This is a genomic window from Aquabacterium sp. (assembly GCF_034003525.1).
Classification (GTDB): domain Bacteria; phylum Pseudomonadota; class Gammaproteobacteria; order Burkholderiales; family Burkholderiaceae_C; genus Aquabacterium.
In genome coordinates, this window is the sequence record NZ_JAVEYN010000014.1 from 35,798 (window position 1) to 61,552 (window position 25,755).

General features: G+C 65.1%; 23 protein-coding genes. 12 read left to right on the top strand and 11 right to left on the bottom strand.

What is annotated here, in order from left to right:
• Position 1 precedes the first annotated feature (1 nt).
• The 4 genes from RBT42_RS09885 to RBT42_RS09900 form a co-directional block, all read right to left on the bottom strand.
• The gene (locus tag RBT42_RS09885; protein WP_320364631.1) at positions 2-316 is read right to left on the bottom strand and encodes an FmdB family zinc ribbon protein; all 315 of its coding nucleotides are present in this window, start codon (positions 314-316) and stop codon (positions 2-4) included.
• Positions 317-513: 197 nt separating this feature from the next.
• Positions 514-1,965 carry a sodium:solute symporter family protein gene (locus RBT42_RS09890; protein ID WP_320364633.1) on the bottom strand — a complete coding sequence of 484 codons (1,452 nt, stop codon included), beginning with the start codon at positions 1,963-1,965 and terminating at the stop codon, positions 514-516.
• A gap of 135 nt (positions 1,966-2,100) precedes the next feature.
• Positions 2,101-3,663, bottom strand: coding sequence for a ubiquinone biosynthesis regulatory protein kinase UbiB (gene ubiB, locus RBT42_RS09895; protein WP_320364635.1), 1,563 nt, complete (start codon positions 3,661-3,663; stop codon positions 2,101-2,103).
• 15 nt (positions 3,664-3,678) lie between these two features.
• Positions 3,679-4,257, bottom strand: a complete 579-nt coding sequence (locus tag RBT42_RS09900) for a hypothetical protein (RefSeq protein WP_320364637.1) — start codon at positions 4,255-4,257, stop codon at positions 3,679-3,681.
• Positions 4,258-4,424: 167 nt separating this feature from the next.
• On the opposite strand from RBT42_RS09900, the gene RBT42_RS09905 reads away from it, so the two are divergent.
• The 4 genes from RBT42_RS09905 to RBT42_RS09920 all read left to right on the top strand — a co-directional run bounded on the left by RBT42_RS09905 (position 4,425) and on the right by RBT42_RS09920 (position 9,677).
• On the top strand, positions 4,425-5,819 hold the full coding sequence (locus RBT42_RS09905) for an undecaprenyl-phosphate glucose phosphotransferase (protein WP_320364639.1): 1,395 nt from the start codon (positions 4,425-4,427) through the stop codon (positions 5,817-5,819).
• A gap of 67 nt (positions 5,820-5,886) precedes the next feature.
• Positions 5,887-7,119, top strand: coding sequence for a hypothetical protein (locus tag RBT42_RS09910; protein WP_320364641.1), 1,233 nt, complete (start codon positions 5,887-5,889; stop codon positions 7,117-7,119).
• A 15-nt stretch (positions 7,120-7,134) separates the two neighbouring features.
• Positions 7,135-8,166, top strand: coding sequence for a UDP-glucose 4-epimerase GalE (galE, locus tag RBT42_RS09915; protein WP_320364643.1), 1,032 nt, complete (start codon positions 7,135-7,137; stop codon positions 8,164-8,166).
• Between the two features lie 56 nt (positions 8,167-8,222).
• Positions 8,223-9,677, top strand: coding sequence for a mannose-1-phosphate guanylyltransferase/mannose-6-phosphate isomerase (locus tag RBT42_RS09920; protein ID WP_320364645.1), 1,455 nt, complete (start codon positions 8,223-8,225; stop codon positions 9,675-9,677).
• An 87-nt stretch (positions 9,678-9,764) separates the two neighbouring features.
• Here RBT42_RS09920 and gph read toward each other — a convergent pair whose 3' ends face one another.
• The 3 genes from gph to RBT42_RS09935 all read right to left on the bottom strand — a co-directional run bounded on the left by gph (position 9,765) and on the right by RBT42_RS09935 (position 13,286).
• Positions 9,765-10,433, bottom strand: a complete 669-nt coding sequence (gene gph / locus RBT42_RS09925; protein WP_413785881.1) for a phosphoglycolate phosphatase — start codon at positions 10,431-10,433, stop codon at positions 9,765-9,767.
• 23 nt (positions 10,434-10,456) lie between these two features.
• Positions 10,457-11,164 (bottom strand): bifunctional 2-polyprenyl-6-hydroxyphenol methylase/3-demethylubiquinol 3-O-methyltransferase UbiG, encoded by a 708-nt coding sequence (gene ubiG, locus RBT42_RS09930; protein ID WP_320364650.1) that lies wholly within the window; start codon positions 11,162-11,164, stop codon positions 10,457-10,459.
• A gap of 100 nt (positions 11,165-11,264) precedes the next feature.
• Positions 11,265-13,286, bottom strand: coding sequence for a sigma-54-dependent Fis family transcriptional regulator (locus RBT42_RS09935; protein ID WP_320364653.1), 2,022 nt, complete (start codon positions 13,284-13,286; stop codon positions 11,265-11,267).
• Positions 13,287-13,583: 297 nt separating this feature from the next.
• Here RBT42_RS09935 and RBT42_RS09940 point away from each other — a divergent pair, with 297 nt between their 5' ends.
• The 3 genes from RBT42_RS09940 to RBT42_RS09950 all read left to right on the top strand — a co-directional run bounded on the left by RBT42_RS09940 (position 13,584) and on the right by RBT42_RS09950 (position 16,004).
• Positions 13,584-15,104, top strand: a complete 1,521-nt coding sequence (locus RBT42_RS09940; RefSeq protein WP_320364655.1) for an aldehyde dehydrogenase family protein — start codon at positions 13,584-13,586, stop codon at positions 15,102-15,104.
• Between the two features lie 89 nt (positions 15,105-15,193).
• Positions 15,194-15,556, top strand: coding sequence for a DUF779 domain-containing protein (locus RBT42_RS09945; protein WP_320364657.1), 363 nt, complete (start codon positions 15,194-15,196; stop codon positions 15,554-15,556).
• 82 nt (positions 15,557-15,638) lie between these two features.
• Positions 15,639-16,004: an ArsC family reductase gene (locus tag RBT42_RS09950; RefSeq protein ID WP_320364659.1), complete on the top strand. Its 366-nt coding sequence runs from the start codon at positions 15,639-15,641 to the stop codon at positions 16,002-16,004.
• A gap of 15 nt (positions 16,005-16,019) precedes the next feature.
• On the opposite strand, the gene RBT42_RS09955 is transcribed toward RBT42_RS09950, so the two are convergent.
• Positions 16,020-18,911 carry an aconitate hydratase gene (locus RBT42_RS09955; RefSeq protein ID WP_320364662.1) on the bottom strand — a complete coding sequence of 964 codons (2,892 nt, stop codon included), beginning with the start codon at positions 18,909-18,911 and terminating at the stop codon, positions 16,020-16,022.
• 121 nt (positions 18,912-19,032) lie between these two features.
• Between RBT42_RS09955 and RBT42_RS09960 the strand changes: the two genes are divergently transcribed.
• The 5 genes from RBT42_RS09960 to RBT42_RS09980 all read left to right on the top strand — a co-directional run bounded on the left by RBT42_RS09960 (position 19,033) and on the right by RBT42_RS09980 (position 24,055).
• Complete coding sequence (locus tag RBT42_RS09960; protein ID WP_320364664.1) at positions 19,033-20,031, top strand: bile acid:sodium symporter family protein; 999 nt, start codon at positions 19,033-19,035, stop codon at positions 20,029-20,031.
• 24 nt (positions 20,032-20,055) lie between these two features.
• A complete protein-coding gene (locus tag RBT42_RS09965) occupies positions 20,056-20,718 on the top strand; it encodes a pseudouridine synthase (protein ID WP_320364667.1) in 663 nt (220 codons plus the stop codon).
• A gap of 105 nt (positions 20,719-20,823) precedes the next feature.
• Entirely contained in the window at positions 20,824-21,945 is a 1,122-nt protein-coding gene (locus RBT42_RS09970; RefSeq protein ID WP_320364669.1) for a beta-ketoacyl-ACP synthase III, read from the top strand.
• 87 nt (positions 21,946-22,032) lie between these two features.
• Positions 22,033-23,487 carry an exodeoxyribonuclease I gene (gene sbcB, locus RBT42_RS09975; protein WP_320364671.1) on the top strand — a complete coding sequence of 485 codons (1,455 nt, stop codon included), beginning with the start codon at positions 22,033-22,035 and terminating at the stop codon, positions 23,485-23,487.
• Positions 23,465-24,055: a M48 family metallopeptidase gene (locus RBT42_RS09980; protein WP_320364673.1), complete on the top strand. Its 591-nt coding sequence runs from the start codon at positions 23,465-23,467 to the stop codon at positions 24,053-24,055. The genes sbcB and RBT42_RS09980 overlap by 23 nt, the downstream gene beginning before the upstream one ends.
• Here RBT42_RS09980 and RBT42_RS09985 read toward each other — a convergent pair.
• The 3 genes from RBT42_RS09985 to RBT42_RS09995 are packed head-to-tail and all read right to left on the bottom strand — an operon-like array spanning position 24,031 to position 25,750.
• Positions 24,031-24,510, bottom strand: coding sequence for a DUF2269 domain-containing protein (locus RBT42_RS09985; RefSeq protein ID WP_320364674.1), 480 nt, complete (start codon positions 24,508-24,510; stop codon positions 24,031-24,033). The genes RBT42_RS09980 and RBT42_RS09985 overlap by 25 nt on opposite strands.
• Positions 24,507-24,872: a DoxX-like family protein gene (locus RBT42_RS09990; RefSeq protein ID WP_320364676.1), complete on the bottom strand. Its 366-nt coding sequence runs from the start codon at positions 24,870-24,872 to the stop codon at positions 24,507-24,509. The genes RBT42_RS09985 and RBT42_RS09990 overlap by 4 nt, the downstream gene beginning before the upstream one ends.
• A complete protein-coding gene (locus RBT42_RS09995) occupies positions 24,869-25,750 on the bottom strand; it encodes an NAD-dependent epimerase/dehydratase family protein (RefSeq protein WP_320364678.1) in 882 nt (293 codons plus the stop codon). Before RBT42_RS09995 ends, RBT42_RS09990 begins: the two co-directional genes overlap by 4 nt.
• Positions 25,751-25,755: the final 5 nt, after the last annotated feature.

A 25,755-nucleotide genomic window follows, 5' to 3' on the forward strand; every position in this document is an offset into this window, starting at 1 on the left:
CTCAGTGGCAGGCGCAGGAGCCGCCGCAGGGCGTGCCGCCGGTGTCGCTGCCCGAGCTGCTGCTGGCTTCGGCCGCAGCAGGGGCCGCGGCGGCTGCAGTGGCGCCCGTCGCCGGGGCGCTGGTGCCGCCCGAGCCGCCACGGAAATCGGTCACATACCAGCCGGAACCCTTGAGCTGGAAGCCCGCAGCCGTGATCTGCTTCTGGAAGCTCTCGGCGCCGCAGGCAGGGCAGGTGGTGAGCACCGGATCAGAGATTTTTTGCAAAACGTCCTTGGCATGACCGCAGGACGTGCACTGGTAGGCGTAAATCGGCATGGCCTGACCTCGAGAAAATCGACAATTGTAAAAGACGGAGGGCGCCCTGACCAGCTTGCGCTCGCCAGCAAGGGCTCGCGCAGGCAGTTGGGGACGCGCCGCTGAAAATCAAGTGCCGTACAGGGCCGCAGCCCGTGCCGTCCGTGGTGGTGGGTGGCTCCGTGGAGGCTGGCCTGCGCAGATCCGGTGTGTGCCCGTCAGGCCGTCAGCAGCGGGCGCTTGCTGCGGCGGTCTGCCAACCACTGCGGCGTCAGCGAGCCCGCCAGCATGCCTGCCAGGGCCATCAGCAGGCCAGCCAACTGCCCCGGGAACGCCTCTCCCAAGCCGGTGTGGAAGGTGAAAAGGGTCAGTGTGCCGATCCCCAGCACGATGGACAGCAAGGCGCCCTGGGTTGAGGCCCGCTTCCAGTACAGCCCGAACGTCAGCGGCACGAAAGCACCCACCAGCGGAATCTGATAAGCCGCCGAGACCAGGTCATAGATGGCCGTGCCCTCCATCAGGATCGCGTACGTCAACACCAGGCAGGTGAAGACCAGCAGGGTGACGCGCATGGCGAACAGCACCTGGCGATCCGTCATGCCCGGCTTGATGTTCTTGAGGATGTTCTCGACGAAGCTGGTCGAGGGCGCGAGCAGCGTGGCCGATGAGGTGGACTTGATGGCCGACACCAGCGCGCCGAAGAAGAAGATTTGCGCGACCAGGGGCATCTTGCTCAGGATCAGCGTCGGCAAGACCTTTTGCGGATCGTTGGCCAGCAGTTCCCGCGTTTCGTCCGGCATGATGATCAGCGACGAAGCCACGATGAACATCGGCACGAACGCAAAGGCCAGATAGCTCAGCCCCCCGATGATGGCACCGCGCTGAGCCGTGACCGCATCCTTGGCCGACATCACCCGCTGGAACACGTCCTGCTGCGGGATCGAGCCCAGCATCATGGTGATGCCGGCCGCGATGAACCAGAGCCAGCCATCGGGGGTGTGTTCGGGGAAGAACTTGAACCAGTTGTTGGCATGCGCCAGGTCGATCACCTTGTCGGCGCCGCCGGCCTGATCGGCCGCCATGTAGGCGATCAGCGACAGGCCGACCACCAGCACCACCATCTGGATGAAGTCCGTCCAGGCCACCGCCAGCATGCCACCCACCATCACGTAGACCAGCACCAGCAGGGTGCCCAGCGCCATACCCCAGGCGGGGGCGATGGTGCCACCCGAGAGCACCGAGAACACCAGGCCCAGCGCGGTGATCTGTGCGGCCACCCAACCCAGATAGCTCAGGATGATGGCGACGGAGCAGAAGATTTCGACACCTTCACCATAGCGCTGACGGTAATAGTCGCCGATGGTCAGCAAGCTCATCTTGTAGAGGCGGCTGGCGAAGAAAGCGCCCACCAGCACCAGGCACATCGAGGCCCCGAATGGGTCCTCCACCACGGCGCCCAGTCCACCTTCGGCAAACTTGGCGGGGATGCCCATCACCGTTTCGGCACCGAACCAGGTCGCAAAGGTCGTCGTGATGACCATGACCAGGGGCAGGCTGCGGCCGGCGATGGCGAAGTCGGTGGTGTTCTTGATGCGGGTGCCGGCATACATACCGATCGCCATCGTGCCAAGCAGATAGAGGATCACAAACGCAAGCAGGGTGGTGTTCATGGTCGGCATCGATGGGGATCGGTGGGTGTCGATGGATGTCTGAATGGGGGCGGAGTTTAGTGGCAGATTGTCGCTGGGCGCGCACCGGTGCTCCGGCGCGCCGGTGTCACGGGCGCGACACCTGCGAGCAGGGGGTCAGAGCACGCCCAGACCGTGCAGTCTGAGCAACAACTGTGCCGTCAGCAGGCCCAGCACGAAGCCCACGCCCACCCAGACGATGGCCGACAGCAGCCGGTTGGTGTGGCGCTGCTCGGCCAGCATGGCGGCCAGGTCGCGGCGCAGATCGGCATTGCCGTGCTCCAGGTTTTGGTGCACCAGGCGGGGCAACTCGGGCAGCATCTTGGCGTAGCGCGGGGCCTCGCGCTTGAGGCGTTGCCACAGGCCGCGCAGCCCCACCTGCTCGTGCATCCACTTCTCCAGAAAGGGTTTGGCCGTGCTCCACAGGTCCAGGTCGGGGTCGAGCTCACGCCCCAGGCCCTCGACGTTCAGCAGGGTTTTCTGAAGCAGCACCAGTTGGGGCTGGATCTCGACGTTGAAGCGGCGCGAGATCTGGAACAAGCGCATCAGCACCTGACCCAGCGAGATTTCCTTGATCGGACGGTCAAAGTAGGGCTCGCACACGGTACGGATGGCACCTTCGAGTTCGTCGACCCGGGTGCTCGGCGGCACCCAGCCGCTTTCGATGTGCAACTCCGCCACGCGCTTGTAGTCGCGGTGGAAAAAGGCGATGAAGTTTTGTGCCAGGTAGTCCTTGTCCACCTCGGTGAGCGTGCCGATGATGCCGAAGTCCAGTGCGATGTAGCGGCCGAAGGTGCTCGCGTCCAGGCTGACCTGGATGTTGCCGGGGTGCATGTCGGCGTGGAAGAAACCGTCGCGGAAGACCTGGGTGAAGAAAATGGTCACGCCATCACGGGCCAGTTTCTTGATGTCGACCCCGGCGGCGCGCAGGCGGCTCATCTGGCTGATGGGCACGCCCTTCATGCGCTCCATCACCATCACGGTGGACGTGCAGTAGTCCCAGATCATCTCGGGCACCAGCACCAGATCCAAGCCGTCCATGTTGCGGCGCAGTTGTGCGGCGTTGGCGGCTTCGCGCACGAGGTCCAGCTCGTCATGCAGGTACTTGTCGAACTCGGCCACGACCTCGCGGGGCTTCAGTCGCTTGCCGTCCGACCAGAAGCGTTCTACCCAGCCCGCGAGTGTGCGCATCAAGGCCAGGTCGTCGTCAATGACATTGAGCATGCCGGGGCGCAGCACCTTGACGGCGACCTCGCGGCCGTCGTGCAGCACCGCAAAGTGCACCTGGGCGATGGAGGCGCTGGCGATCGGGTCGGTGTCAAACTGCTTGAAGACGGCCGACAACGGTTTGCCCAGCGCCTTCTCCACGAGTCGGGCCGATTCGTCGCTGGGGAAGGGGGGGACGCGGTCTTGCAGCTTGGCCAGCTCATCCGCCACATCGGGCGGGAGCAGGTCGCGCCGGGTGGAGAGCATCTGCCCGAACTTCACGAAGATCGGGCCCAGATGCTCCAGGGCTTGGCGCAAACGTTCGCCGCGGGGGGCGTTCAGGCGCCGACCTGTGGAAAGGATGCGCGCCAACAGGCTCCAGCGCGGGCGGCGCAGGCTGTGCAGCAACATGCCATCGAGCCCGAAGCGCAGGGCGATCAGGCCGATGTAGGCGGGGCGAAACAGCGAGCGCATCGGTCGGCCCCGTGGTCAGCGACGCGGCGCGGACGAGTGACCCATATCGCCGCCCTGGCCCGGGCGCCAGCGCTGCAGGGTCTGGCGCACAGCATCGCCGACGGTGCGCAGCCACTCGGCCGGGGCATTGCCCAGCAGGCGGGCTACATCGTCCTGAATGTCCCAGCGCAGGTGGGTCATGAGCCAGGAGGCCACTTCGGCCAGTGCGGCGTCGCCTTCGATGCGGACATCGGGGCGTTGGCCGGTGAGCAGTTGGCGCGCCATCGTCAGCGGGTCGCTGAGTTCGATCGTCAAGGTCAGGCCGTCACCGGTCGGAGGCAGGGCGTCGCCGGATTCGACCAGCTCGAACAGGCCAGCCGGCGTGATGACGAAACGCATGGATGGGGGGAGTAACCCCTGGGAACCATCGGCCGGCAGCAGGAACCGAGGCAGAGGAGGCGAGAAGGTGCTGGTCCATTGCAGGTCGATGGTGCGGCCGGCATGGGGTTGGAGTTTGCAGCTGGCCACCGGTTCGCTGGAGACCACATGATTGAGCAGCAGCGTCAAGCGGGGCAGCACCAAAGGCCCGAGCCAAGTGAAGGGATGAGAAAGCATGTCGCGGATTGTAGGTGTGGGCCGACAACCCCTGGAAAGCAGGGGGAGGCGAGGGGTGCATTCGACGCTAAGCTGCGACGGCTGGCATTTCACATACAACGAGTTTAGGGTTTTTCCTGTCATGTTGCCCCTCGGTGCGGGATGGTTCGAGGGGAGCCGTAGGTCCCATGTTCAACAAGCGTAATTACCGCCCCACTTTTTTCAGTGCGCCTGAATCGGTCACGTCCTTCGTGGCGGCGTTTCTGGAGCCCTTTGTCACGGTCGGAACGCTGCTGCTCGTGATGTTTCACCTCAATGAGTCGGTGCTGAGGCCGGATCTGGCCCTGTGCCTGCTGGCCTTCGCTTTGACCTTCCCGGGGCGCAACCGTTTCCATGACACGCCGTTGGAGGCCGCCATCGACATCGTGTCGTCCTGGGTGGCGGTGCTGTTGATTCTGGCTGTGTGCGGCTTTGCCACCAACAGCCTGATGTTCTTCAAGATGGAGGTGATGCTGACGTGGGCTCTGGCCACGCCGATGGTGCAGTGGGTGATGGTGATGGTGGGCCGTGCCATCGTGCGCCACCAGATGGCGCGCCCCGAGGCCCGTCGCAAGGCGGTGGTGGTGGGCGCGGGCGCCCTGGGGCTGAAAGTCGCCAAGGCTCTGCAGGCCAACCCAGGCCAGCCCGTCAGCTTCGTGGGCTACTTTGATGACCGTTCGGGCGAGCGGGTGCATCCCGAGACCCATGCGCAGCGCCTCGGCGGCCTCCAGGACATTGCCGACTACGTGCAGGCGCACGGCATCCACGAGGTCTACATCACCCTGCCGCTGGGCTCGCAGCCCCGCATCCTGGCCCTGATGGAAGCCATCCAGGGCACCACGGCCTCCCTGTACTTCGTGCCCGATGTGTTCGGCATCAGCATCATCCAGGGTCGCCTGCAGGACATGAACGGTGTGCCCGTGGTCGGCATCTGCGAAACGCCCTTCACCGGCATCAACGAGCTGGCCAAGCGTGTGTTCGATATCGTGGCGGCGAGCATCATCTTGGTGCTGATTTCGCCGCTGCTGCTGGCGATTGCTCTCGGTGTGAAGTTGAGCTCGCCGGGTCCCATCATCTTCAAGCAGCGGCGCAACGGACTCGATGGCGAGGAGATCATCGTCTACAAGTTTCGCTCCATGCGGGCCTTGGACAACGGGGCGGTGGTGAAGCAGGCAACCAAGGGTGATCCGCGCATCACGCCCTTTGGGGCCTTCATTCGCAAGACCTCGCTCGATGAGTTGCCACAATTCATCAATGTGCTGCAGGGGCGCATGAGCATCGTCGGGCCGCGCCCGCATGCCGTGGCCCACAACGAGTCGTACCGGCGCCTCATCAAGGCCTACATGGTGCGTCACAAGGTGCGCCCGGGCATCACGGGTTGGGCCCAGGTGAACGGCTGCCGAGGCGAGACCGAAACGCTCGACAAGATGCAGGCCCGGGTGGAGTACGACCTGGAGTACCTGCGCAACTGGTCCCTGGGCCTCGATGTGGCCATCATTTTCCGCACCATTCGCCTGGTGCTGTTTGATCGCAATGCGTACTGATGTGCCGGTGAGCACCCAGGCGCCATGCGAGCTTTGATCCTTCAGTCAAAAAAGCAAAGAGGGTGGCATGAAGCAGAAAAACGTCGTTGTCCGCTGGGTGTCTGTGGCTGCGTGGGTGTCCTTGTTCGGTGGTGTGGGCACAGTCAGTGCCGAAGAGTTGCCGCTGTACTTGACTTTGAGCCAGGGCCTGACCCGCGATAGCAACCTGTTGCGCGACAACAGCGACCGCCGCCGCGACACCATTTCGACGACCACGGTGGCAGCGGGCCTCAACAAGGCTTATGGCCGCCAAAACTACCGGGTGTCTGCCTCGGCCTCGCGCAACGCCTACAGCGACAACAAACAGTTCGACAACGATGGCTACGCTGTCAGTGCCGAGGTGGCCAGTGAGGTGGGTGCCAACTTCAAGGTGACGCTCAATGCCGGAGCCTCACAGTTCCTGCCGAATTTTGAAGACCAGTTCAACCGCAGTGGGCGCAACACAGAGCGCAACCGACAGGCCTCGATTGATGTGCGCTATGGGCTGTATGGGCGCTGGTCGGTGAATGCGGGCGCGAGTTACAGCAAGGTGGACTATCAGATCACCGAGTGGGAGAACAAGACTTCGAACTCGGTCTTCGCGGGCGTACGCTATCTGCCCTCGGATCTGGCTTACATCGGACTGACGCTGTATCGCACCGATACGGAGTTGCCAAAGCGCGTGCTGTTTGGGGGCACCCAGGTGGGCGAGGACATCGAGCGCACCAGCCTGAATTTGGATACGGTCTGGCAAGTGACGGGCTTCAGCCGTCTGTCGGGCCGTCTGGGCGTGACCAGCGAGAAGCATCCGCAGGATCGCCGACGCGATTTCGATGGCTTGACAGGCTCCGCATCGTGGACTTTCACCCCAGCAGGCAAGGCGACGTATGCCCTGAGCTGGGTGCGCGACACCAACAACGAAGGCGGTAGCGGATTGGGCTCGTCCACGAGTTCGCCGTATTTGAGCAACAAGCGCTTGACCAACAGCCTGAGCGCGACGGTCACCTACCAGGCAACGGCCAAGATCAAGCTCAATGCGGGCTACACCCACGCGCAGTATGACGAAGACAGTGACCTGGTGATCGGCGGCGCCTCGTATCAGCAAGGCGGCGAAACAACCGGGCGCTACAACGCCGTGTCGTTGGGCGTTTCCTACCAACCCATCCGCTCGGTGGGATTGGGCTGCGACATGCAGCGCTACGACCGGACGGCCTCTATCTTCTCCCCCAGTGCGTATGATGGCAATACGGTGGCATGCCGCGCCTCCTTTACCATCGACTGACATCGGGAGTTCACCTTGCCTTGCATCCTGTTGACCGGGGCCACCGGTTACATCGCCTCGCACACCTGGCTGGCCTTGCAGGAGGCGGGGTTCGACGTGGTGGGCATCGACAATCTGGTCAACAGCTCGGTGAAAGTGCTCGACCGACTGGAGCGCATCGGGCGGCGCTCGCCGCACTTTGTGCAGGGCGATGTGCGTAATGCAGAGGCACTGGATCGGTGCTTCGAGCTGGCGCGCACGCGCTTTGGTGGCATCGAGGCCGTGGTGCACTTTGCGGCCTTGAAGGCGGTGGGCGAATCGGTCGAGCGGCCGCTGGACTATTTCGAGAACAACCTGGGTGGTCTGCTGTCCGTGTGCCAGGCGATGAAGCGCCACGGCGTCAACAATCTGGTGTTCAGTTCCTCGGCCACGGTGTACGGCAGCCCCGACACTTTGCCCATCACCGAAGACGCCCCCCTGCGCGTGACCAATCCCTATGGCCAGACCAAGCTGATGGGCGAGGAGATCCTGCGCGAACTGGGACGTTGCGATCCGTCGTGGCGCTTTGCCTGTCTGCGCTATTTCAACCCGGTCGGGGCGCACCCCAGCGGCCTGATCGGCGAAGACCCTCAGGGCATTCCCAACAACCTGATGCCCTATGTCGCCCAGGTGGCCGTGGGCCAGCGCCCACATCTGAACGTGTTTGGCAACGATTACGACACACCGGATGGCACCGGCGTGCGCGACTACATTCATGTGTGCGACCTGGCCGAAGGCCATGTGGCGGCGCTGCGTTACCTGTTCGATCGTCAGCAGTCGCTGACGGTGAATCTGGGCACGGGCCAAGGCTACAGCGTGCTGGAGTTGGCGCAAGCCTATGGCCGTGCATCGGGCCGTGAGATCCCGGTGGTGTTCGCGCCGCGTCGCGCGGGTGACGTGGCGGCCTGCTATGCCGACCCGCAACGTGCGTTCGAGAGCATGGGCTGGAAGGCCACCCGTGGACTTGACGAGATGTGCGTGGATTCCTGGCGCTGGCAGTCGCACAATCCCCGTGGTTTCCGTGACTGATCGTCACCGCTCGCGTGGCTGACCGCGCGAGCGTTTCTCTTTTTCAGTTTGGCAACATGACCCATTCCTTGCTTCCTGTCATCATGGCCGGTGGTTCGGGCACCCGCCTGTGGCCCCTGTCGCGCGCGCTGTATCCCAAGCAGTTCCTGATCCTGACGGGCAACCACAGCCTGTTCCAGCAAGCGCATCTGCGCCTGCAATCTCTGGCGGCGGCCGACATCACCGTGACGCAGCCTTGCGTGGTGGGCAACGAGGAGCACCGCTTCCTGGTGCTCGACCAGTTGCGCGAAGTGAAGGGCGAAGCCGCACCCCTGCTGCTGGAGCCGGTGGGACGCAACACGGCCCCAGCCGTGACCTTGGCGGCCCTGCAAGCCGTGTCCGAAGGGGCTGACCCGATCTTGGTGGTCACGCCTGCCGACCAGACCGTGACCGACGAGGCGGCCTACACCGCTGCCGTGCAGACGGCCGTGCGCGCCGCTGCCGAGGGGGACATCGTGATCCTGGGCATCACCCCGGATCGCCCGGAGACGGGGTTTGGCTACATCCGAACGGGTGAAGCGAATGCCTTGGGTGCACGCAGTGTGCAGGCCTTCGTCGAGAAGCCCGACGCCCAGACCGCGCAGGCCTACGTGGCCGATGGTGGCTACTTCTGGAACAGCGGCATGTTCGTCATGAAGGCCTCGCGCTGGCTGGCAGCTGTGGGGCATTTCCGTCCGGACATCCTGGCGGCGACGCAGGCGGCGTTCGAGGTGCGTTCCACTGACGCGCCGTTCGTCCGCCCAGGCAAGGACGAGTTCCAGGCCGTGCCGTCCGAGTCAGTGGACTATGCCGTGATGGAGCAATGTCCGGCTCATCCGGAGGCGGGCTTTGTGGTGCGCATGGTGCCCTTGAACGCCGGTTGGTCCGACCTGGGCGCCTGGGATGCCGTATGGCAGGTGACACCGCATGACGCGCACGGCAACGCCGCGCAGGGCGATGCGCTGTTTCACGGCACGACCAACACCTTGATTCATGCTTCGTCGCGTCTGGTGGCAGCTGTGGGACTGGACAACGTTGTGGTGGTGGAGACGCCGGATGCGGTGCTGGTGGCCGATCGCAACTCGAGCCAGGAGGTCAAACAAATCGTGGCCACACTGGCGAGTCAGTCGCGGCCCGAAGGCAGTCTGCATCGCCGTGTGCACCGCCCCTGGGGCTGGTACGACTCGATCGACGCGGGTGAGCGCTTCCAAGTCAAGCGCATCATGGTCAAGCCGAAGGCTTCGCTGAGCCTGCAGATGCACCACCACCGCGCCGAGCACTGGATCGTGGTGAGCGGCACCGCCGAGGTCACGGTGGGCGAAGAGGTGAAGCTGATTACCGAGAATCAGTCCATCTACATCCCGCTGGGGAATGTGCACCGGCTGACGAATCCCGGTGCGATCCCGTTGGAGATCATCGAGGTGCAGTCGGGCAGTTACCTGGGCGAGGACGACATCGTGCGCTTCCAGGACAACTACGGTCGCACGAACTGATCCCTGCGCGAGCAGACCCTGGCGCTGCCTTGTGAAGGGCGTGCCGGGGGCTGACAAGTAGAAGGAGAAGGGGGCGGCTCGGACCGTTCAACGGCCCAGGTGGTGCAGCAGGTCCAAGGGCTGCGCCACGATGACGCTGGCGCCCCAGGTGCCGATCTCGCCACTGTGGCCGATGTAGCCCCAGGCGGCGGCCGCGCTGGGCATGCCGGCCGCTTGCGCGGCCTGGATGTCGCGCAGGTCGTCGCCCACATAGAGCGCGAGTGCCGGGCTGACGCCTATCTGCTCGCAGGCGGTCAGCAAGGGCAGTGGGTGTGGTTTGGCGTGGGCGGTGGTGTCGCCGCTGATCAGCGTTGCCGACCGTTCAGCCAGTTTCAGGCCCTGCATGACCGGCACAGTGAAGCGGTGGGGCTTGTTGGTGACCACACCCCAGGCGATGCCCTGGGCTTCCAGCGTGGCCAGCAACTCGGCCATGCCGTCAAACAACACCGTGGTGTCGGCCAGGATGCGTTCGTAGGTGTCGAGGAAGGCGGTGCGCAGGTTCTCGAACTCGGCATGTCCAGGATGGATGTCGAGCGCCGCACCGATCAGGCCGCGGGCGCCTGCCGAGGCGTAGGGGCGCAAGGTCTCCAGGGGCAGAGGCGGCAAGTCACGCTGTACGCGCAGGTGGTTGACAGCGCCGACCAGGTCACCGGCGGTGTCGGCGAGCGTGCCGTCCAGGTCAAACAGCACGGCCTGGGCGGGCTCGGCCCAACTCAGGCGCTCGGACGCGGCCAGCGTGCTCACGGATTCAAGGGCTTGCGGCAAGCCACCATGTAGTTCACGCTGGTGTCGCCCGACAGCTTGTAGAGGCGGGTCAAGGGGTTGTATTCCAGGCCCTTGAACTGCACCGTGTCGAGGCGGGATTCGCGGATCCAGCGGGCCAGTTCGGCCGGGCGGATGAAGCGCGAGAACTCGTGCGTGCCCTTGGGCAGGAGCTTGAGCACGTACTCGGCACCCACGATGGCAAACAGGAAAGACTTGGGGTTGCGGTTGAGGGTCGAGAAAAAGACCCAGCCACCGGGCTTGACCATGTCGGCGCAGGCACGGATGACCGACGAGGGGTCGGGCACGTGCTCCAGCATTTCCATGCAAGTGACGACGTCAAACTGCGCGGGCTGCTCAGCGGCCAGGGCTTCGGCGGCCACACTGCGGTAGTCCAGGTTGGCGACGCCGGCTTCCATGGCGTGCAACTGGGCCACCTTCAGGGGCTTGTCGGCCAGGTCGATGCCCAGCACGTTGGCGCCGCGGCGGGCCATGGATTCGGCCAGGATGCCCCCACCGCAACCCACGTCCACCACGGTCTTGCCCTTGATGGCGGCGTGCTGGTCGATCCAGTCCAGGCGCAGGGGATTGATCTGGTGCAGCGGGCGGAATTCGCTTTCCGGGTCCCACCACTTGTGGGCCAGGTCACTGAATTTGGCGAGTTCTTGGGGGTCGGCGTTCGTCATGGACGAGATGCTACCCAAAGGACCGCCCGCTTCCTGTGGTCAGGGGCATTTCTTGCGGCTTTTTTTGACCTGACGCGGTCTTGACGCAGGCCCGCGGCGCTCACTCAGGGGGGCGCTTGAGCCGGCGGTAGAGGGTGTTGCGGCTGATGCCCAGTCGGCGGGCTGCCTCGGACATGTTGCCTTGGGTGGCCGCGATCACCTGCTGGATGGTCTGGTGAGAGAGCCGGCGCAGGTTGGGTTCTGGCAGGGACGATGCGCGTGCAGCCGACTCGGCGTGGATCGGGGCCGCTACCCCACGCAGGGCATCCTCGGCATTGGCGGGGGCCGTTTGGCCCCGGGTGCCACGATGGCCGTCCTGCAACTCTTGTTGCATGTCGTCGGGCACGTGGCGCCAGTCGATGGCGACCTCGGTGGGCTCCAGCAGGGCACACGCGGTGCGCAGCAGGCTGTGAAGCTGGCGCAGGTTGCCGGGCCAGTGGTGTGCGGCCAGAGCCTGGTGCAGGCCAGGATGAAGCCGTGGCGCCGGGGCAGCCGTGCGGCCCATGCTCTGGCAGATGTCGGCCAGCATGTGTGCCACCAGGGTGTCGAAGTCCTGGCGCTCGCGCAGGGCGGGCAGGGTGACAGTCAGGCCGTTGAGGCGGTAGAACAGGTCTTCGCGGAACTGGCCGGTGCGCACAGCTTCCCGCAGGTTGCGGTGGGTGGCGCACACCAGCACGAAGTCCACCGGGTGGGCCTTGTTGCCACCCAGGGGCACCACAACCTTGTCTTGCAGTACGCGCAGCAGGCGCGCTTGCAGGGCCAATGGCATGTCGCCGATTTCGTCCAGAAACAGGGTGCCACCATCGGCTTCGCGGATGCGGCCAGGGGCACCTTCACGCCGGGCGCCGGTGAACGCGCCGCCGACATAGCCAAACAGCTCGGCTTCGATCAGGGTTTCGGGTAGGGCAGCGCAGTTGAGGGCGACGAAGGGGCGGGCCGCGCGGGGACCCTCTTGGTGCAGGGCGCGGGCGAAGACTTCCTTGCCGGTGCCGGATTCACCCTGGATCAGGACCGGGATGCCTTGCGCCTGTACCCGCTGGGCACGGTGGTGAGCCTCGGCCAGGCGGGTGTCGAGCGTCCGCTCCTTGTGCTGCGGGGCGTGTGATGCGGTGCGCGGAGGTGCGGCGGCGTCGGGAGGTGATGCTGGTCGCGCGGTGGGGGGGATGGCCGGACGCCGGGGCCAGTCGAGGCGCGCGAACAAGGACAGGCCTCGCGCGGTGCGCACACGCAGGGTGCGGCCGGGCGGCATCTGAGCCACCCGCAGGCCTGTCAGGTCGGCCAGCGTGCCGCCACCCAGGGCGGGCAGCCCCAACCATTCTCGGGCCAGCTGGTTGCTGCCGACCACCCAGCCGTCGTCCGACAGGGCCACCAGGCCTTCACCCACCGCACCCAGCCCTTCGGCGTGGGCATGCAGGCGCAGCACCTGGTCGTGGCCATGGCGTGCATGGAACAGGCGGTCTTCGATCATGCGGGCGGCCGATCGCACCAGCGCAAAGGTGTGTGGGTGCTGCCCCCGGTGGTCGCCGGAGATGTCGATCACGCCCCGCAGGCGGCCTTCCGAGGTCAACACGGGAGCTGCCGCGCAGGTGAGGAAGCTGTTGCGAGCCAGGTAGTGTTCGGCGCCGTGGATGACGACGGCGCGTTCTTCGGCCAGAGCGGTGCCGATGGCGTTGGTGCCGCGGTCGTGTTCGTGCCAGAGCGCGCCGGGCCTCAGCGAGACGCGTTCGGCGCGGGTGGCGAAATCGATGTCGCCCAGGGTGTCGAGCAGCAGGCCGTGGTTGTCGGCCAGCACGACCACGTTGCCGCTGTCGCGGATCTGGTCGAACACGAAGCTCATGACTGGGCGGGCGTGGGCCAGCAGGTCGTGTTCGCTGGCCAGGGTGTGGCGCAGGTCGGCGGGTGTGCACAGTGGGGGTTCGCTGGCCACATCGACCGGGCTGAGGCCCGCATGGCGGCTGCGCAGCCAGGACTGTCGCAGGGTGTCGTCCACCAGCCCTGGGGGCACATCGCCGGCGTCCATCAGGCAGCGGCGGGCCTGCAGGAGGTCCGTTTCTGACTGGTGGTGGGTGAGCTGCAGCGGCATGGCAGGGGTGGTTGGGATAGGGGAATTCGGTCGCGGTAGGAAGAGTATGGCGTGGCGGGCAAGGTGACACACCCGTGGTCACCCTGTGTCATTTTGGGACAGTGTGTGCTGCGGAGACAAGGTGGCTGACACAGGGTGACAGCCGCTGATGTGTCACGGCGTCGCTGGGACAGGGGCCTGCGACCTCGGGACGAACCCGCATTGGCACGCGCTCTGCACTCAAGGTGGACGTCACGGCCACAAGCCTGGCTTTCTTTGCCCCTTGATCCCCTACACCTGACCTTGAGGAGACACTCGATGATCTACGCAGCACCCGGCGCCGCTGGCGCTCCCGTGGCCTACCAGACCCGCTACGACAACTTCATCGGTGGCAAGTTCGTCGCCCCGCTGGGCGGTGAGTATTTCGATGTGATCACGCCCATCAGCGGCAAGGTCTACACCCAGGCCGCCCGCTCGACCGAGGCGGACATCAACCTGGCTCTGGACGCCGCCCACGCCGCCAAGGACGCCTGGGGCGCCACGGCCCCCGCTGACCGCGCCAACATCCTGCTGAAGATCGCCGACCGCCTGGAGCAGAACCTGGAGAAGCTGGCCTACGCAGAGACCGTGGACAACGGCAAGCCCATCCGCGAAACGCTGAACGCCGACATCCCGCTGGCGGTGGACCACTTCCGCTACTTTGCAGGCTGTTTGCGCTCCCAAGAAGGGGCGATCAGTGAAATTGACGGCAACACCATTGCCTATCACTTCCACGAGCCCCTGGGTGTGGTCGGTCAGATCATTCCCTGGAACTTCCCGATCCTGATGGCTGCCTGGAAGCTGGCTCCGGCCCTGGCCGCCGGCAACTGCGTGGTGCTCAAGCCGGCCGAGTCCACCCCCATCAGCATCCTGATCCTGGCCGAGATGATCGCCGACCTGCTGCCGGCCGGTGTGCTCAACATCGTCAATGGCTTTGGCCGTGAAGCCGGCATGCCGCTGGCCAGCAGCAAGCGCATCGCCAAGATCGCCTTCACCGGCTCCACCGCGACGGGCCGCGTGATTGCCCAGGCCGCAGCCGGCAACCTGATTCCCGCGACGCTGGAGTTGGGTGGCAAGAGCCCCAACATCTTCTTTGACGATGTGATGGCCGAAGACGACGCCTTCCTCGACAAGGCCATCGAGGGCATGGTGCTGTTCGCCTTCAACCAGGGGGAGGTGTGCACCTGCCCGTCGCGCGCTCTGATCCAGGAATCGATCTACGACCGCTTCATCGAGCGTGCGCTCAAGCGTGTGGCCGCGATCAAGCAAGGCAGCCCGCTGGACACGGACACGATGATGGGGGCCCAGGCCTCGGCCATGCAGATGGACAAGATCATGTCCTACTTGGCAGTCGGCAAAGAAGAAGGCGCCCAGGTGCTGATCGGTGGTGACCGCGCCCAGTTGGGTGGCGAGCTGAGCGAGGGCTATTACATCCAGCCGACGCTGTTCAAGGGCCATAACCAGATGCGCATCTTCCGTGAGGAAATCTTCGGCCCGGTGCTGGCCGTGACGACCTTCAAGAACGAGGCCGAAGCCATGGCCATTGCCAACGACACGCCATATGGCCTGGGCGCCGGCGTGTGGACCCGTGACGGCAGCCGCGCGTATCGCTTTGGCCGTGGCATCCAGGCCGGTCGCGTCTGGACCAACTGCTATCACGCCTACCCGGCACACGCCACCTTCGGTGGTTACAAGGAATCTGGCATCGGTCGTGAGACCCACAAGATGATGCTCGATCACTACCAGCAGACCAAGAATCTGCTGGTGAGCTACAGCCCCAACAAGCTGGGCTTCTTCTGACATGAACAGGGCTCCACAAGGGCCCTGGTTGGAGGTGGGGCGGCTTGGCCGCCCCTTTTCATTGGGTTTCGTTAGGAAGAGATCGCAACATGATCGAACGTGTGATCGCCACCGAGGTGGCAGAGTCGCTGATCCGGGGCTTGCGCCAGCGCCATGGCGACGTGATGTTCTACCTCTCGCACGGCTGCTGTGATGGCAGTACGCCCATGTGTTTGAAGCGCGGGGAAATGTCGCTCAGTGAGGGCGATGTGCAGCTGGGCCAGGTGCTGGGCGTGCCTTTTCATGCCAGCCGCATGCAGTTGGATTACCTGGGTGACGCGCAATTGACGCTGGATGTGCGCTCCGGCAGCCTGGGCACGATGTCGCTGGAAGACGCCGATGGCCTGCACTTTGTGATCCGCACCCGCAAGTTGAGCGCAGCCGAGCAGGCAGATTTGTCCCCCGTGCGCTGAGGTGCATGACGCGCAAGCGGCGCCATGTCGCCCGACTTGTGACACAGTGGCGCCTGCATCAACCTGCTTAAGTCGACTTTCCATGAGCACCATCGTTTACGGCATTCCCAACTGCGACACCGTCAAGAAGGCCCGTGCCTGGCTGACCGAGCAAGGCGTGGACTACACCTTCCACGACTACAAGAAGCAGGGCGTGCCGGCCGAACGTCTGGCGGCCTGGGTGGCCGCAGTGGGCTGGGAGCCCTTGGTCAACCGCCAAGGCACGACCTGGCGCAAGCTGGATGACGCGACCAAGGCCTCGGTGGTGGATGCCGCGAGCGCCCAAGCCTTGATGCTGGCGCAGGCGAGCGTCATCAAGCGCCCGGTGATCGAGCGCGATGGCGCCGTGGTGTCGGTCGGCTTCGACACCAAACGGCTGGAGGATCTGGCCAAGCGTCTGGGCGCGTGACCCCTTCTCGGCTGATCAGGCCAGCAACTGTCGCAACACGAAGGGCAGGATGCCCCCGTGCTGGTAGTAGCTGACCTCGATCGGCGTGTCGATGCGCAGCGTCAACATGACCGTCTCGGCCGTGCCGTCGGCACGTTGGATGCGCATCTTGACATCGGCCTGCGGCTTGAGTTCGACGCCTGGGTCCAGGCTGATCATCTCGTCACCCCGCAAGCCCAGTGACGGCCAACTGTCGTTTCCTTGGAACTGCAGCGGCAGCACGCCCATGCCGACCAGGTTGGAGCGGTGGATGCGCTCGAAGCTGCGTGCCACCACGGCCCGGATGCCCAGCAATTGGGTGCCCTTGGCCGCCCAGTCGCGGCTGGAGCCGGTGCCGTATTCCTCACCCCCAAAAATGACCGTGGGGATGGCAGCGGCCTGGTAGGCCATGGCCGCATCGTAGATGGACATCTTCTGGCCCTGCAAGGCGCCCTCATGCTGGAAGAGCGTCAGGCCGCCTTCCTCGCGGCTGCCATCCTCACGTGGCGGGATCATCAGGTTCTTGATGCGGACATTGGCAAACGTGCCCCGCATCATCACTTCGTGGTTGCCACGGCGGGAGCCATAGCTGTTGAAGTCAGCTTGCTGTACGCCTTGTGCCAGCAGGTACTGCCCGGCCGGTGAGCCCGCCTTGATCGAGCCGGCGGGCGAGATGTGGTCTGTGGTGATCGAGTCGCCGAACAGCGCCATGATGCGGGCCCGCTGCACGCCCAGCGTGGCCGCCTTGGGTTGCGGCTCGAAGCCGTCGAAAAAGGGCGGACGGGCGATGTAGGTGCTTTGCGGCCAGGTGTAGATCTGACCGGTCACACCCTGTGTCTGCTTCCAGAGCTTGCCCGGCTTGGTGGTGACCTTCTCGTAGTTCTTGCGGTAGGCCTTGCCGTCCATCGCGTACTTGAGCAGCTGGGCAACCTCGTCGCTGTTCGGCCAGATGTCACCCAGGTAGATGTCCCGAGCCTGGCCATCCTTGCCGACGCCCCGACCAATCGGTTCGGTCATCAGGTCGCGGTTGACGGTGCCGGCAATGGCGTAGGCCACCACCAGCGGAGGGCTGGCCAGGAAGTTGGCTTTCAGATTGGGGTGGATGCGAGCCTCGAAATTGCGGTTGCCCGACAGCACCGCCGCACACACCAGGTCGTTCTGGACGATGGTCTCGTTGAGTTCGGGCGTCAGGTCGCCCGCGTTGCCGATGCAGGTGGTGCAGCCATAGGCGGCCACGGCGAAGCCCAGCTTCTCCAGATCGGGCAGCAAGCCGGCCTTCTCCAGGTACTCGGTGACGATGCGCGAGCCCGGCGCCAGCGAGGTCTTGATGTGCGGCTGAACGTGCAAGCCGGCCTTGACGGCTTTCTGGGCCAGCAGTCCTGCGGCCAACAAGACGCTGGGATTCGAGGTGTTGGTGCAGGACGTGATGGCGGCGATCAGAATGTCGCCGTGGCCGAGCGTGTGGGCCTGTGGCGGGGCCTCTGCGGCGGCAGAAGGCGTGGCCGGTGCGGCGCGCATGGAGGGGCGGTTGGACACCATCTCGGTGACGTCGCGTGGCGCCCCATGAGGCACGGGAGGACGAATCAGGCAGGCGTTGGTCCCCGAGCTGGTGACCGGGTAGCGCTGCGTCAACCTCTCAGCCGCTTGATTGAAGCCGTTGTCGGCCGTGGAGCGCGAGAACAAGTCTGCGAAATTGCTGGCCATCTTGCCGAGTTCCACACGGTCTTGCGGTCGCTTGGGGCCAGCCAGCGACGGCGTCACGCTGCTCAGGTCCAGTTGGACCACGCTGGAGTAGTCGATGTCGCCAGCTTCCGAGATGCCGAACAGCTTCTGTGCGCGGAAGTAGCATTCGAAGGCCTGGCGCTCCGCCTTGGTGCGGCCGGTGCCCTTGAAGTAATCGATGGTTTTCTCGTCGACCGGGAAGAAGCCCATGGTGGCGCCGTACTCGGGGGCCATGTTGGCGATGGTCGCCCGGTCGGGGACGCTCAGGGAGCGGGTGCCCTCGCCAAAGAACTCGACGAACTTGCCCACCACCTTGGTCTTGCGCAGCAACTCGGTGACCGTCAACACCAGGTCGGTGGCGGTCACGCCCTCGCGCAAGCGGCCAGTCAGCTCCATGCCCACCACGTCCGGCGTCAACAGGTAGACCGGTTGGCCCAGCATGGCCGCTTCGGCCTCGATGCCGCCCACCCCCCAGCCCACCACGCCAATGCCGTTGATCATGGTGGTGTGGCTGTCGGTGCCGACCAGGGTATCGGGGTAGGCCAGACCATCGGCCGTCTGGTGCACGCCGCGCGCCAGGTATTCCAGGTTCACCTGGTGAACAATGCCAAAGCCTGGCGGCACCACCCCAAAGGTGTCAAACGCCTGCATGCCCCACTTCATGAACTCGTAGCGCTCGGCATTGCGCTGGAACTCCAGCTTCATGTTCAAGTCGAGCGAGGACTTGTCGCCAAAGTGGTCGATCATCACCGAGTGATCCACCACCAGGTCCACGGGCACCAGGGGTTCGATGCATTTGGGGTCCTTGCCCAGCGCGGCCGCCACATTGCGCATCGCTGCCAGATCGGCCAGCAAGGGCACGCCGGTGAAGTCCTGCAAGACCACACGGGACACCACGAAGGGGATCTCGTCCGTGCGCGGGGCATTGGGTTGCCAGTTGGCCAGCTTCTCGACGTGTTCGGGTGTCACCTTGTGACCGTCGCAGTTGCGCAGCACCGACTCCAGCACGATGCGGATCGAGACGGGCAGGCGCGCGATGCCCGGATGCGTTTTCGCCAACGCCGGCAGCGAGTGGTACTTCAGCGATGCACCCAAGGGGGTGGTGAAGGACTTCAGCGTGTGCGCAAAGGCATGCGACACCGGCTGCTTGGGGGCTTTCTTGGCCATGACCGTTCCTCCAGATCAGGATCAACGTTGCAGGGGCAAAGTGAAGTCGATTCTGACAGCAAGCGCGTGCCGTGGACAATACGGGTCGGGTGGCCATGCCACGTGTGCAGGATTGAATCGGGTGTCCAAGACATTGAACAAGCAAGCAGGTGCGGCGGACTGGTTCCTGATCGCCATGGTGGGTGCCGTGTTGCTGGCGTCCTTCGTGCCCGACTGGGGCCGCAGCGACGGCCCCTTGCACCTGGGGCAGGTGACCGACATCGGCGTGTTCCTGCTCTTCTTCCTGCATGGCATGGGCCTGTCCACCGACAGCCTCAAGACCGGTGCCAGCAAGTGGAAGCTGCATCTGCTGGTGCAAGCCTGCACCTACGTCATCTTCCCGATCTGGTGGGCCGTGCTGGCGCTGGTGGGCGGGCGCTGGATCTCGCACGACCTGCTGATGGGTTTCTTCTACCTGGCGGTCTTGCCCTCGACCGTCTCTTCGTCGGTGGCGATGACCGCTTTGGCGCGAGGCCATGTGGCGGCCGCGGTGCTCAATGCCACCTTGTCCACGCTGTTGGGCGTGTTCCTGACACCTTTGCTGGTCAGTCTGGTCATGAGCGGGCAGGGACAGGAGATGGACATCAGCCAGACCATGCTGAAGGTGGCGCAGATGCTGCTGTTGCCCTTCGTGATCGGGCATCTGCTGCGCCCTTGGCTGGGCGCCTTTTTCGCGCGCATCAAGCGCTACACCACCATCTTCGACCGCGGCGTGATCGTGCTGATGGTGTGGGCCGCTTTCAGCGACTCGGTGGCCGATGGGCTGTGGACCAAGCATGGTCCGGTGCTGCTGGCCCAGGCGCTGTTGGGCGCGGCCGTCTTCCTGTTCCCGATGCTGTGGTTCAGCCGCAAGGTGGCCCGTGCGCTGGGCTTTGACCTGCCCGACGAGATCGTGGCCGTGTTCTGCGGCTCGAAGAAGACCCTGGCGTCGGGCATGCCGATGGCCAAGCTGCTCTTTGGCGGCAACGCAGCCATGGGCGTCTTGATCCTGCCCATCATGCTGTACCACCAGATGCAGCTGTTCGTGTGCGCGGTGCTGGCGCGCCGTTATGCCGCGCGCGTCAGCAAGCAGGTGGCGTGAGCACGAGGCTCACCACGGCGTGACATGAGCGAGGTCATCTACACCCCACCGCCCGACGAAGGGCTGGATCTGATCCATGTGGACGAGGCCCTCATCGTCGTCAACAAGCCCGAGGGCCTGCTGTCGGTGCCCGGCCGAGGGGCGGACCGGCAGGACTGCATGGTGCACCGCGTGCAGCAGCGCTTTCCCGAGGCGCTCACCGTGCACCGGCTCGACATGGCCACCTCGGGCCTGCTGGTGTTCGCCCGTGGCGAGGCCATGCAGCGGGCCCTGAGCGTGCTGTTCCAGGACCGGCAGGTGGACAAGCGTTATGTGGCCGTCGTCAAAGGCTTGCTGGCGCCAGACCACGGCGAGATCAACCTGCCGCTGATCGCCGATTGGCCGAACCGGCCGCGCCAGATGGTGTGCTTCGAGCGGGGCAAACCTTCACAGACGCTGTTCGAGGTGTTGGCACGCGACCCGCTGAAGGACGAGACCCGTGTGGCGCTCACGCCGGTGACCGGGCGATCGCACCAGTTGCGCGTGCACATGCTGGCGCTGGGGCACCCGATGCTGGGCGACCCCTTCTACGGTGATGCGGACAGCCAGGCCCGTGCGCCCCGGCTGCTCCTGCACGCAGAGACTTTGAGCCTGCCTCACCCTGTGTCCGGCGAGAGGGCGAGCTGGGGCTGCGCGGCGCCTTTTTAAGACCGCAGACCGTGTCAGGTGCCCAAATGACAGGTCTGTCATGGATTGGCCCGGCAGGTGAAAGGTGGCAAAATCCAGGGTTTTGGCTAGAGTCCCCGGGGTGCCATGAGCGCAGTCGTCATCAGCGGAACTGGTTTGTACCAGCCGCCTTACACCATCACCAACGCCGAGCTCGTCGAGGCCTTCAACGCCTACGTTGACCAGTACAACGCCGAGCACGCCGCCGAGATCGAGGCCGGCACCCTGACGGCCCTGGCCCACTCCAGCGTCGAGTTCATCGAAAAGGCGTCGGGCATCAAGCAGCGCTATGTGATGGAGAAGTCGGGCATCCTCGACCCGAAGCGCATGTACCCGCGCCTGCAACCGCGTGGCGATGACGAGCTGTCCATCCTCGCCGAAATTGGTGTGGAAGCCGCCAAGAAGGCCATGGCCGCGGCCGGCAAGACCGGTGCCGACATCGACGCCGTGATCTGCTCGTGCTCCAACCTGCAGCGTGCCTACCCCGCCATCGCGATCGAAATCCAGAACGCCATCGGCGCCAAGGGTTATGGCTACGACATGAACGTGGCCTGCTCGGCCGCCACCTTCGGTCTGGAGCAGGCGGTCAATGCCATCAAGTCGGGCTCGGCCAAGTGCGTGCTGGTGATCAACCCCGAAATCACCTCGGGCCACCAGGAATGGAAGGACCGCGACTGCCACTTCATCTTCGGTGACGTGGCCACGGCCACCATCGTTGAGCGCGCCGACACCGCCACCTCCGCAGAGCAGTGGGAAGTGCTGGGCTCCAAGCTCGCCACCCAGTTCTCCAACAACATCCGCAACAACTTCGGCTACCTCAACCGCAGCGAAGACAGCGACCCCACCGCCCGCGACAAGACCTTCCGCCAGGAAGGCCGCAAGGTCTTCAAGGAAGTGGTGCCCATCGCCGCCGCCCACATCGAGTCCGAGTTGACCGAGCTGAAGCTGGCCCCCACCGACGTGCGCCGCTTCTGGCTGCACCAGGCCAACCTGTCGATGAACCAGCTCATCGTCAAGCGCCTGACCGGTGGCGAAGTCACTCCCGATGTCGCACCGCTGATTCTGGACGAGTACGCCAACACCTCGTCGGCCGGCTCCATCATCGCCTTCCACCTGCACAAGAGCGATCTGAAGGCGGGCGACCTGGGTGTGATCTGCTCCTTCGGTGCCGGTTACTCGGTCGGCTGCGTGGTCGTGCGCAAGCGCTGATCCTGGCCTGACCTTCCCTGCAGCGGCCCGTCTGGTTGTCCAGCGGGCCGTTTGTCCATCCTGACGATCCTGGTTTCTTCTGCGTTCATGAGCGGCGAATTCACCTTCTACTGGCACGACTACGAAACCTTCGGCAAGGTGCCGCGACGCGACCGCCCCTCGCAGTTTGCCGGTATCCGCACCGATGCCGACCTGAACGAGGTGGGCGAGCCGCTGATGCAGTACTGCGCCCCCGCGCCCGATTACCTGCCCGAGCCTGAGGCCTGCCTGCTGACCGGCATCCTGCCGCAGACCTGTCTGGAGCAGGGCGTGCCGGAGCATGCCTTTGCTCAGGCCATCGCCCAGGAGCTGTCCCAGCCCAACACCGTGGGCGTGGGCTACAACACCATCCGCTTCGACGACGAGGTGACGCGCCATCTGTTCTGGCGCAACCTGATCGACCCCTATGCCCGCGAGTGGCAAAACGGCTGCGGTCGCTGGGACCTGCTGGACGTGGTGCGCACCACCTGGGCCCTGCGCCCCGAAGGCATCCAGTGGCCCAAGCACGACGACGGCCGCCCGTCCTTCAAGCTGGAGCACCTGACTGCCGCCAACGGTCTGAGCCACGAGGCCGCGCACGACGCCTTGTCCGACGTGCGCGCGACCATTGCGCTGGCCCGCCTGCTCAAACAGGCTCAGCCGCGCCTGTGGGACTTCTGTCTCAAGCTGCGCAAGAAAGACGCCGTGCTGGCTGAAGCCGGACTGCACCAGCCGCGTTCGCACTGGAAGCCCTTCCTGCACATCTCCGGCATGTTCAGCCACGAGCGTGGTTGCATGGCCCTGGTCTGGCCCCTGGCCCAGCACCCCAGCAACAAGAACGAGATCCTGGTGTGGGACCTCGCGCACAATCCGCGTGAGTTGTTCACCCTCAGCGCCGACGAGCTGCGCCTGCGTCTGTTCACCAAGACCGCCGACCTGCCCGAAGGCGTGACCCGTCTGCCGCTCAAGAGCGTGCACATCAACAAGTCGCCCATCGTGGTCGGCAACCTCAAGGTGCTGACGCCTGCCTTGTGCCAGAAATGGGGCATTGACGTGTCTCAGGCGATGTCGCATGCCGAATGGGCGGCCGCGCAAGGCCCGAGCATGGATGGCATCTGGGCCGAGGTCTTCGCCCGTCCCGAGCGTTCGCTTGACACCGATGTGGACGAGGACCTCTACGGCGGTTTCGTCGGCAACGAAGACCGGCGTGTGCTGGAGCGCCTGCGCGTGCTCTCTGGCGAGCAGCTGGCCGACAAGCACCCCGGCTTTGTCGACGAACGGCTCGACGAGCTGTTCTTCCGCTACCGCGCCCGTAACTTTCCCGACACCCTCAACGAGGCCGAGCTGGCGCGCTGGCACGCCCTGCGCGTGGCACGACTTCACGAAGGGCAGGGCGGCGGCCTGTCGCTGCAAGCCTTCTTCGAGCGCATCGACGCGCTGAGTGAAACCCTGTCTGACGACGATGAGCGCGGCCAGGACATCCTGGGTGCGCTGTACGACTATGCCGAACAGATCGCGCCCTGAAAGCCGTCCTTCGGTGACGCCCGGGGTGACCGCACTGGTGCCGCATCACCGCAGCACGCCGCCACACCTCAAATACCTCAGCGGCTATCCGGCCCACCTGTTGCAGCAGGTGCAGGGCCTGATCGATGACGGCAAGCTGGGCGACATGCTGGCCCGGCGCTACCCCGATCAGCACGAAGTGCGCACCGACAAGGCCCTGTACGACTACGTCATGGACCTCAAGCAACGCTACCTGCGCAGCAGCGAGCCGCTCAGCAAGATCGCCTTCGACAGCAAGATCAAGATCATCGCGCACGCGCTGGGCACGCACACCATGGTGTCACGCGTGCAGGGCGGCAAGCTCAAGGCCAAGCGCGAAATCCGCATCGCCAGCCTGTTCAAGGAGACGCCGCCCGAGTTCCTGGAGATGATCGTGGTGCACGAACTCGCCCACCTCAAGGAGCGCGAGCACAACAAGGCCTTCTACAGCCTGTGCACCCACATGGCGCCGCAGTACCACCAGCACGAGTTCGATCTGCGACTGTGGCTGGTGTGGCGCGAGCTTCAGCCCCAGAGCGTGGGCTTGTAAACCATCAGGAAGTACACCCCCAGCATGGCGAGGAAGGCCGGGTAGCCCAAGCGTTCCCACATTGCGGCCTTCTGCCAATACGCGACAGGCAGGGCGGTGTGCCCAGCGGTGGCGGCCTCTTGGGCCATGCGGGCCATGTCCAGCTGCAACAGCACCACCGGCACCCAGCAGATGCCCGCCAGGGCGTACAGGCCCAAGGTGAGCATCAGCCAGGGGCTGGTCCACGACCAACCGGCTTGCTGCACCAGCCACAGCCCCGACAGCGGCTGAATGATCACAGCCGGGGTGGTGAACCACCAGTCCGCCCGCACGACCAGACGCGAGACGACCGCCTGGGCCGCGACCGAACCGCTGCGGTTGGCGAAGAACATGTAGAAGGCCGAGCCAAAGCCCGTGCCCACCATCAGGACGCTGGACAGGATGTGCAGCCACTTGACGATCAGATAGGTGTTCATGATGCAGAGCTTTCACGCAGTTGCCACAAGATCAGGGCGATGGGCAGGTTCTTCAGCAGCGGCCCCAAGGGGTGCAGCCACAAGGCGGGCGACAGGAGCGTGGCCACCACGGTCATCAGCACCATGGCGGCCAGGGCGACGTCATAAACCCGACGCTGAGGCCACCACCACAGCGCCACGCCCAATGCCAGGTCGAGCAGCGCGCCCGCCACGATGGCGGCTTGCTGCCAAGCGGGGTCGCTGATCAATGTGCCTTGCAGCAGCGCGGTGCTTTGCCCCGACAGCTCGATCAGGCTGACCACGCCCGTCCACAGCCAGACGAGGCTCAAGACGCGGGCGCTGAGGCGATGGGTCGGGTTCATGATGCGGTCCCTTGCAAGGGAAAGAGATCGGGGGCGATGGGGGAGCGGTTCAGGAGTGAGGTGACCTGGCCCGAAGGTGCCACATTGTCGTGCGACAACAGGGCCAGGGTTTCGCTGCACCACGGGCTGATGGGCACGAGGTCACCGAGCCGTGCGCTCAGCACCGTCAGCCAGTCCGGCAGGGTGGCCTGCCAGGCACGGCGATGGCCTAGCCGCTGCCGCAACAGGCGCAGGAAGGCGGCGATGGTCAACGCCTGCGGCCCGACCGCCGAGACGGTGGATGGTGGCACCTCAGGATGGATCACCAGTGCTGTCACGAGGTCCGCCAAGTCGTTCACCGCCACCGGCTGGATGCGCGTGCGCACCACCGGTGCCGGTAGCCACCACAGCGGACTGCGCGCCAGCATCATGAACAACTCGCTGCTGGCCCCGCCTCGGCCGAAGACGACGCTGGGGCGCACGATGACACCGTCCAGTTCACCCCGCGCGGTCCATTCGGCCAGTCGTGCCTCGGCTTGCAGCTTGCTGCGGGCGTACAGGGTGGGGTTGCCCGCCAGCCCCAGCGCCGAGATGTGCACGACCCGGCGCACACCCGCCCGCGCGCACGCTTCGAAGAGCGCCGCCGGGGTGTCGGCGTGGATGGCCTGCATCGGCCGCGTGGCGTGATCCCGCAGCACGCCAACGGCGTTGACCACGGCGTCCACACCTTGCAGGCGTGGCAGCCACGCCTCGGGCCGGGTGTCTTGCGTGAAGTCCACCACCACACCGCCGGGGCGTGCCTGGGACGAGGCCGGGATCACGGTGTGAGCGGCCTGGGTCAGGGTCTGGTGGATGTGCCGACCGATGAAGCCGGTGGCGCCACAGAGCAGGATGCGCATGTTGA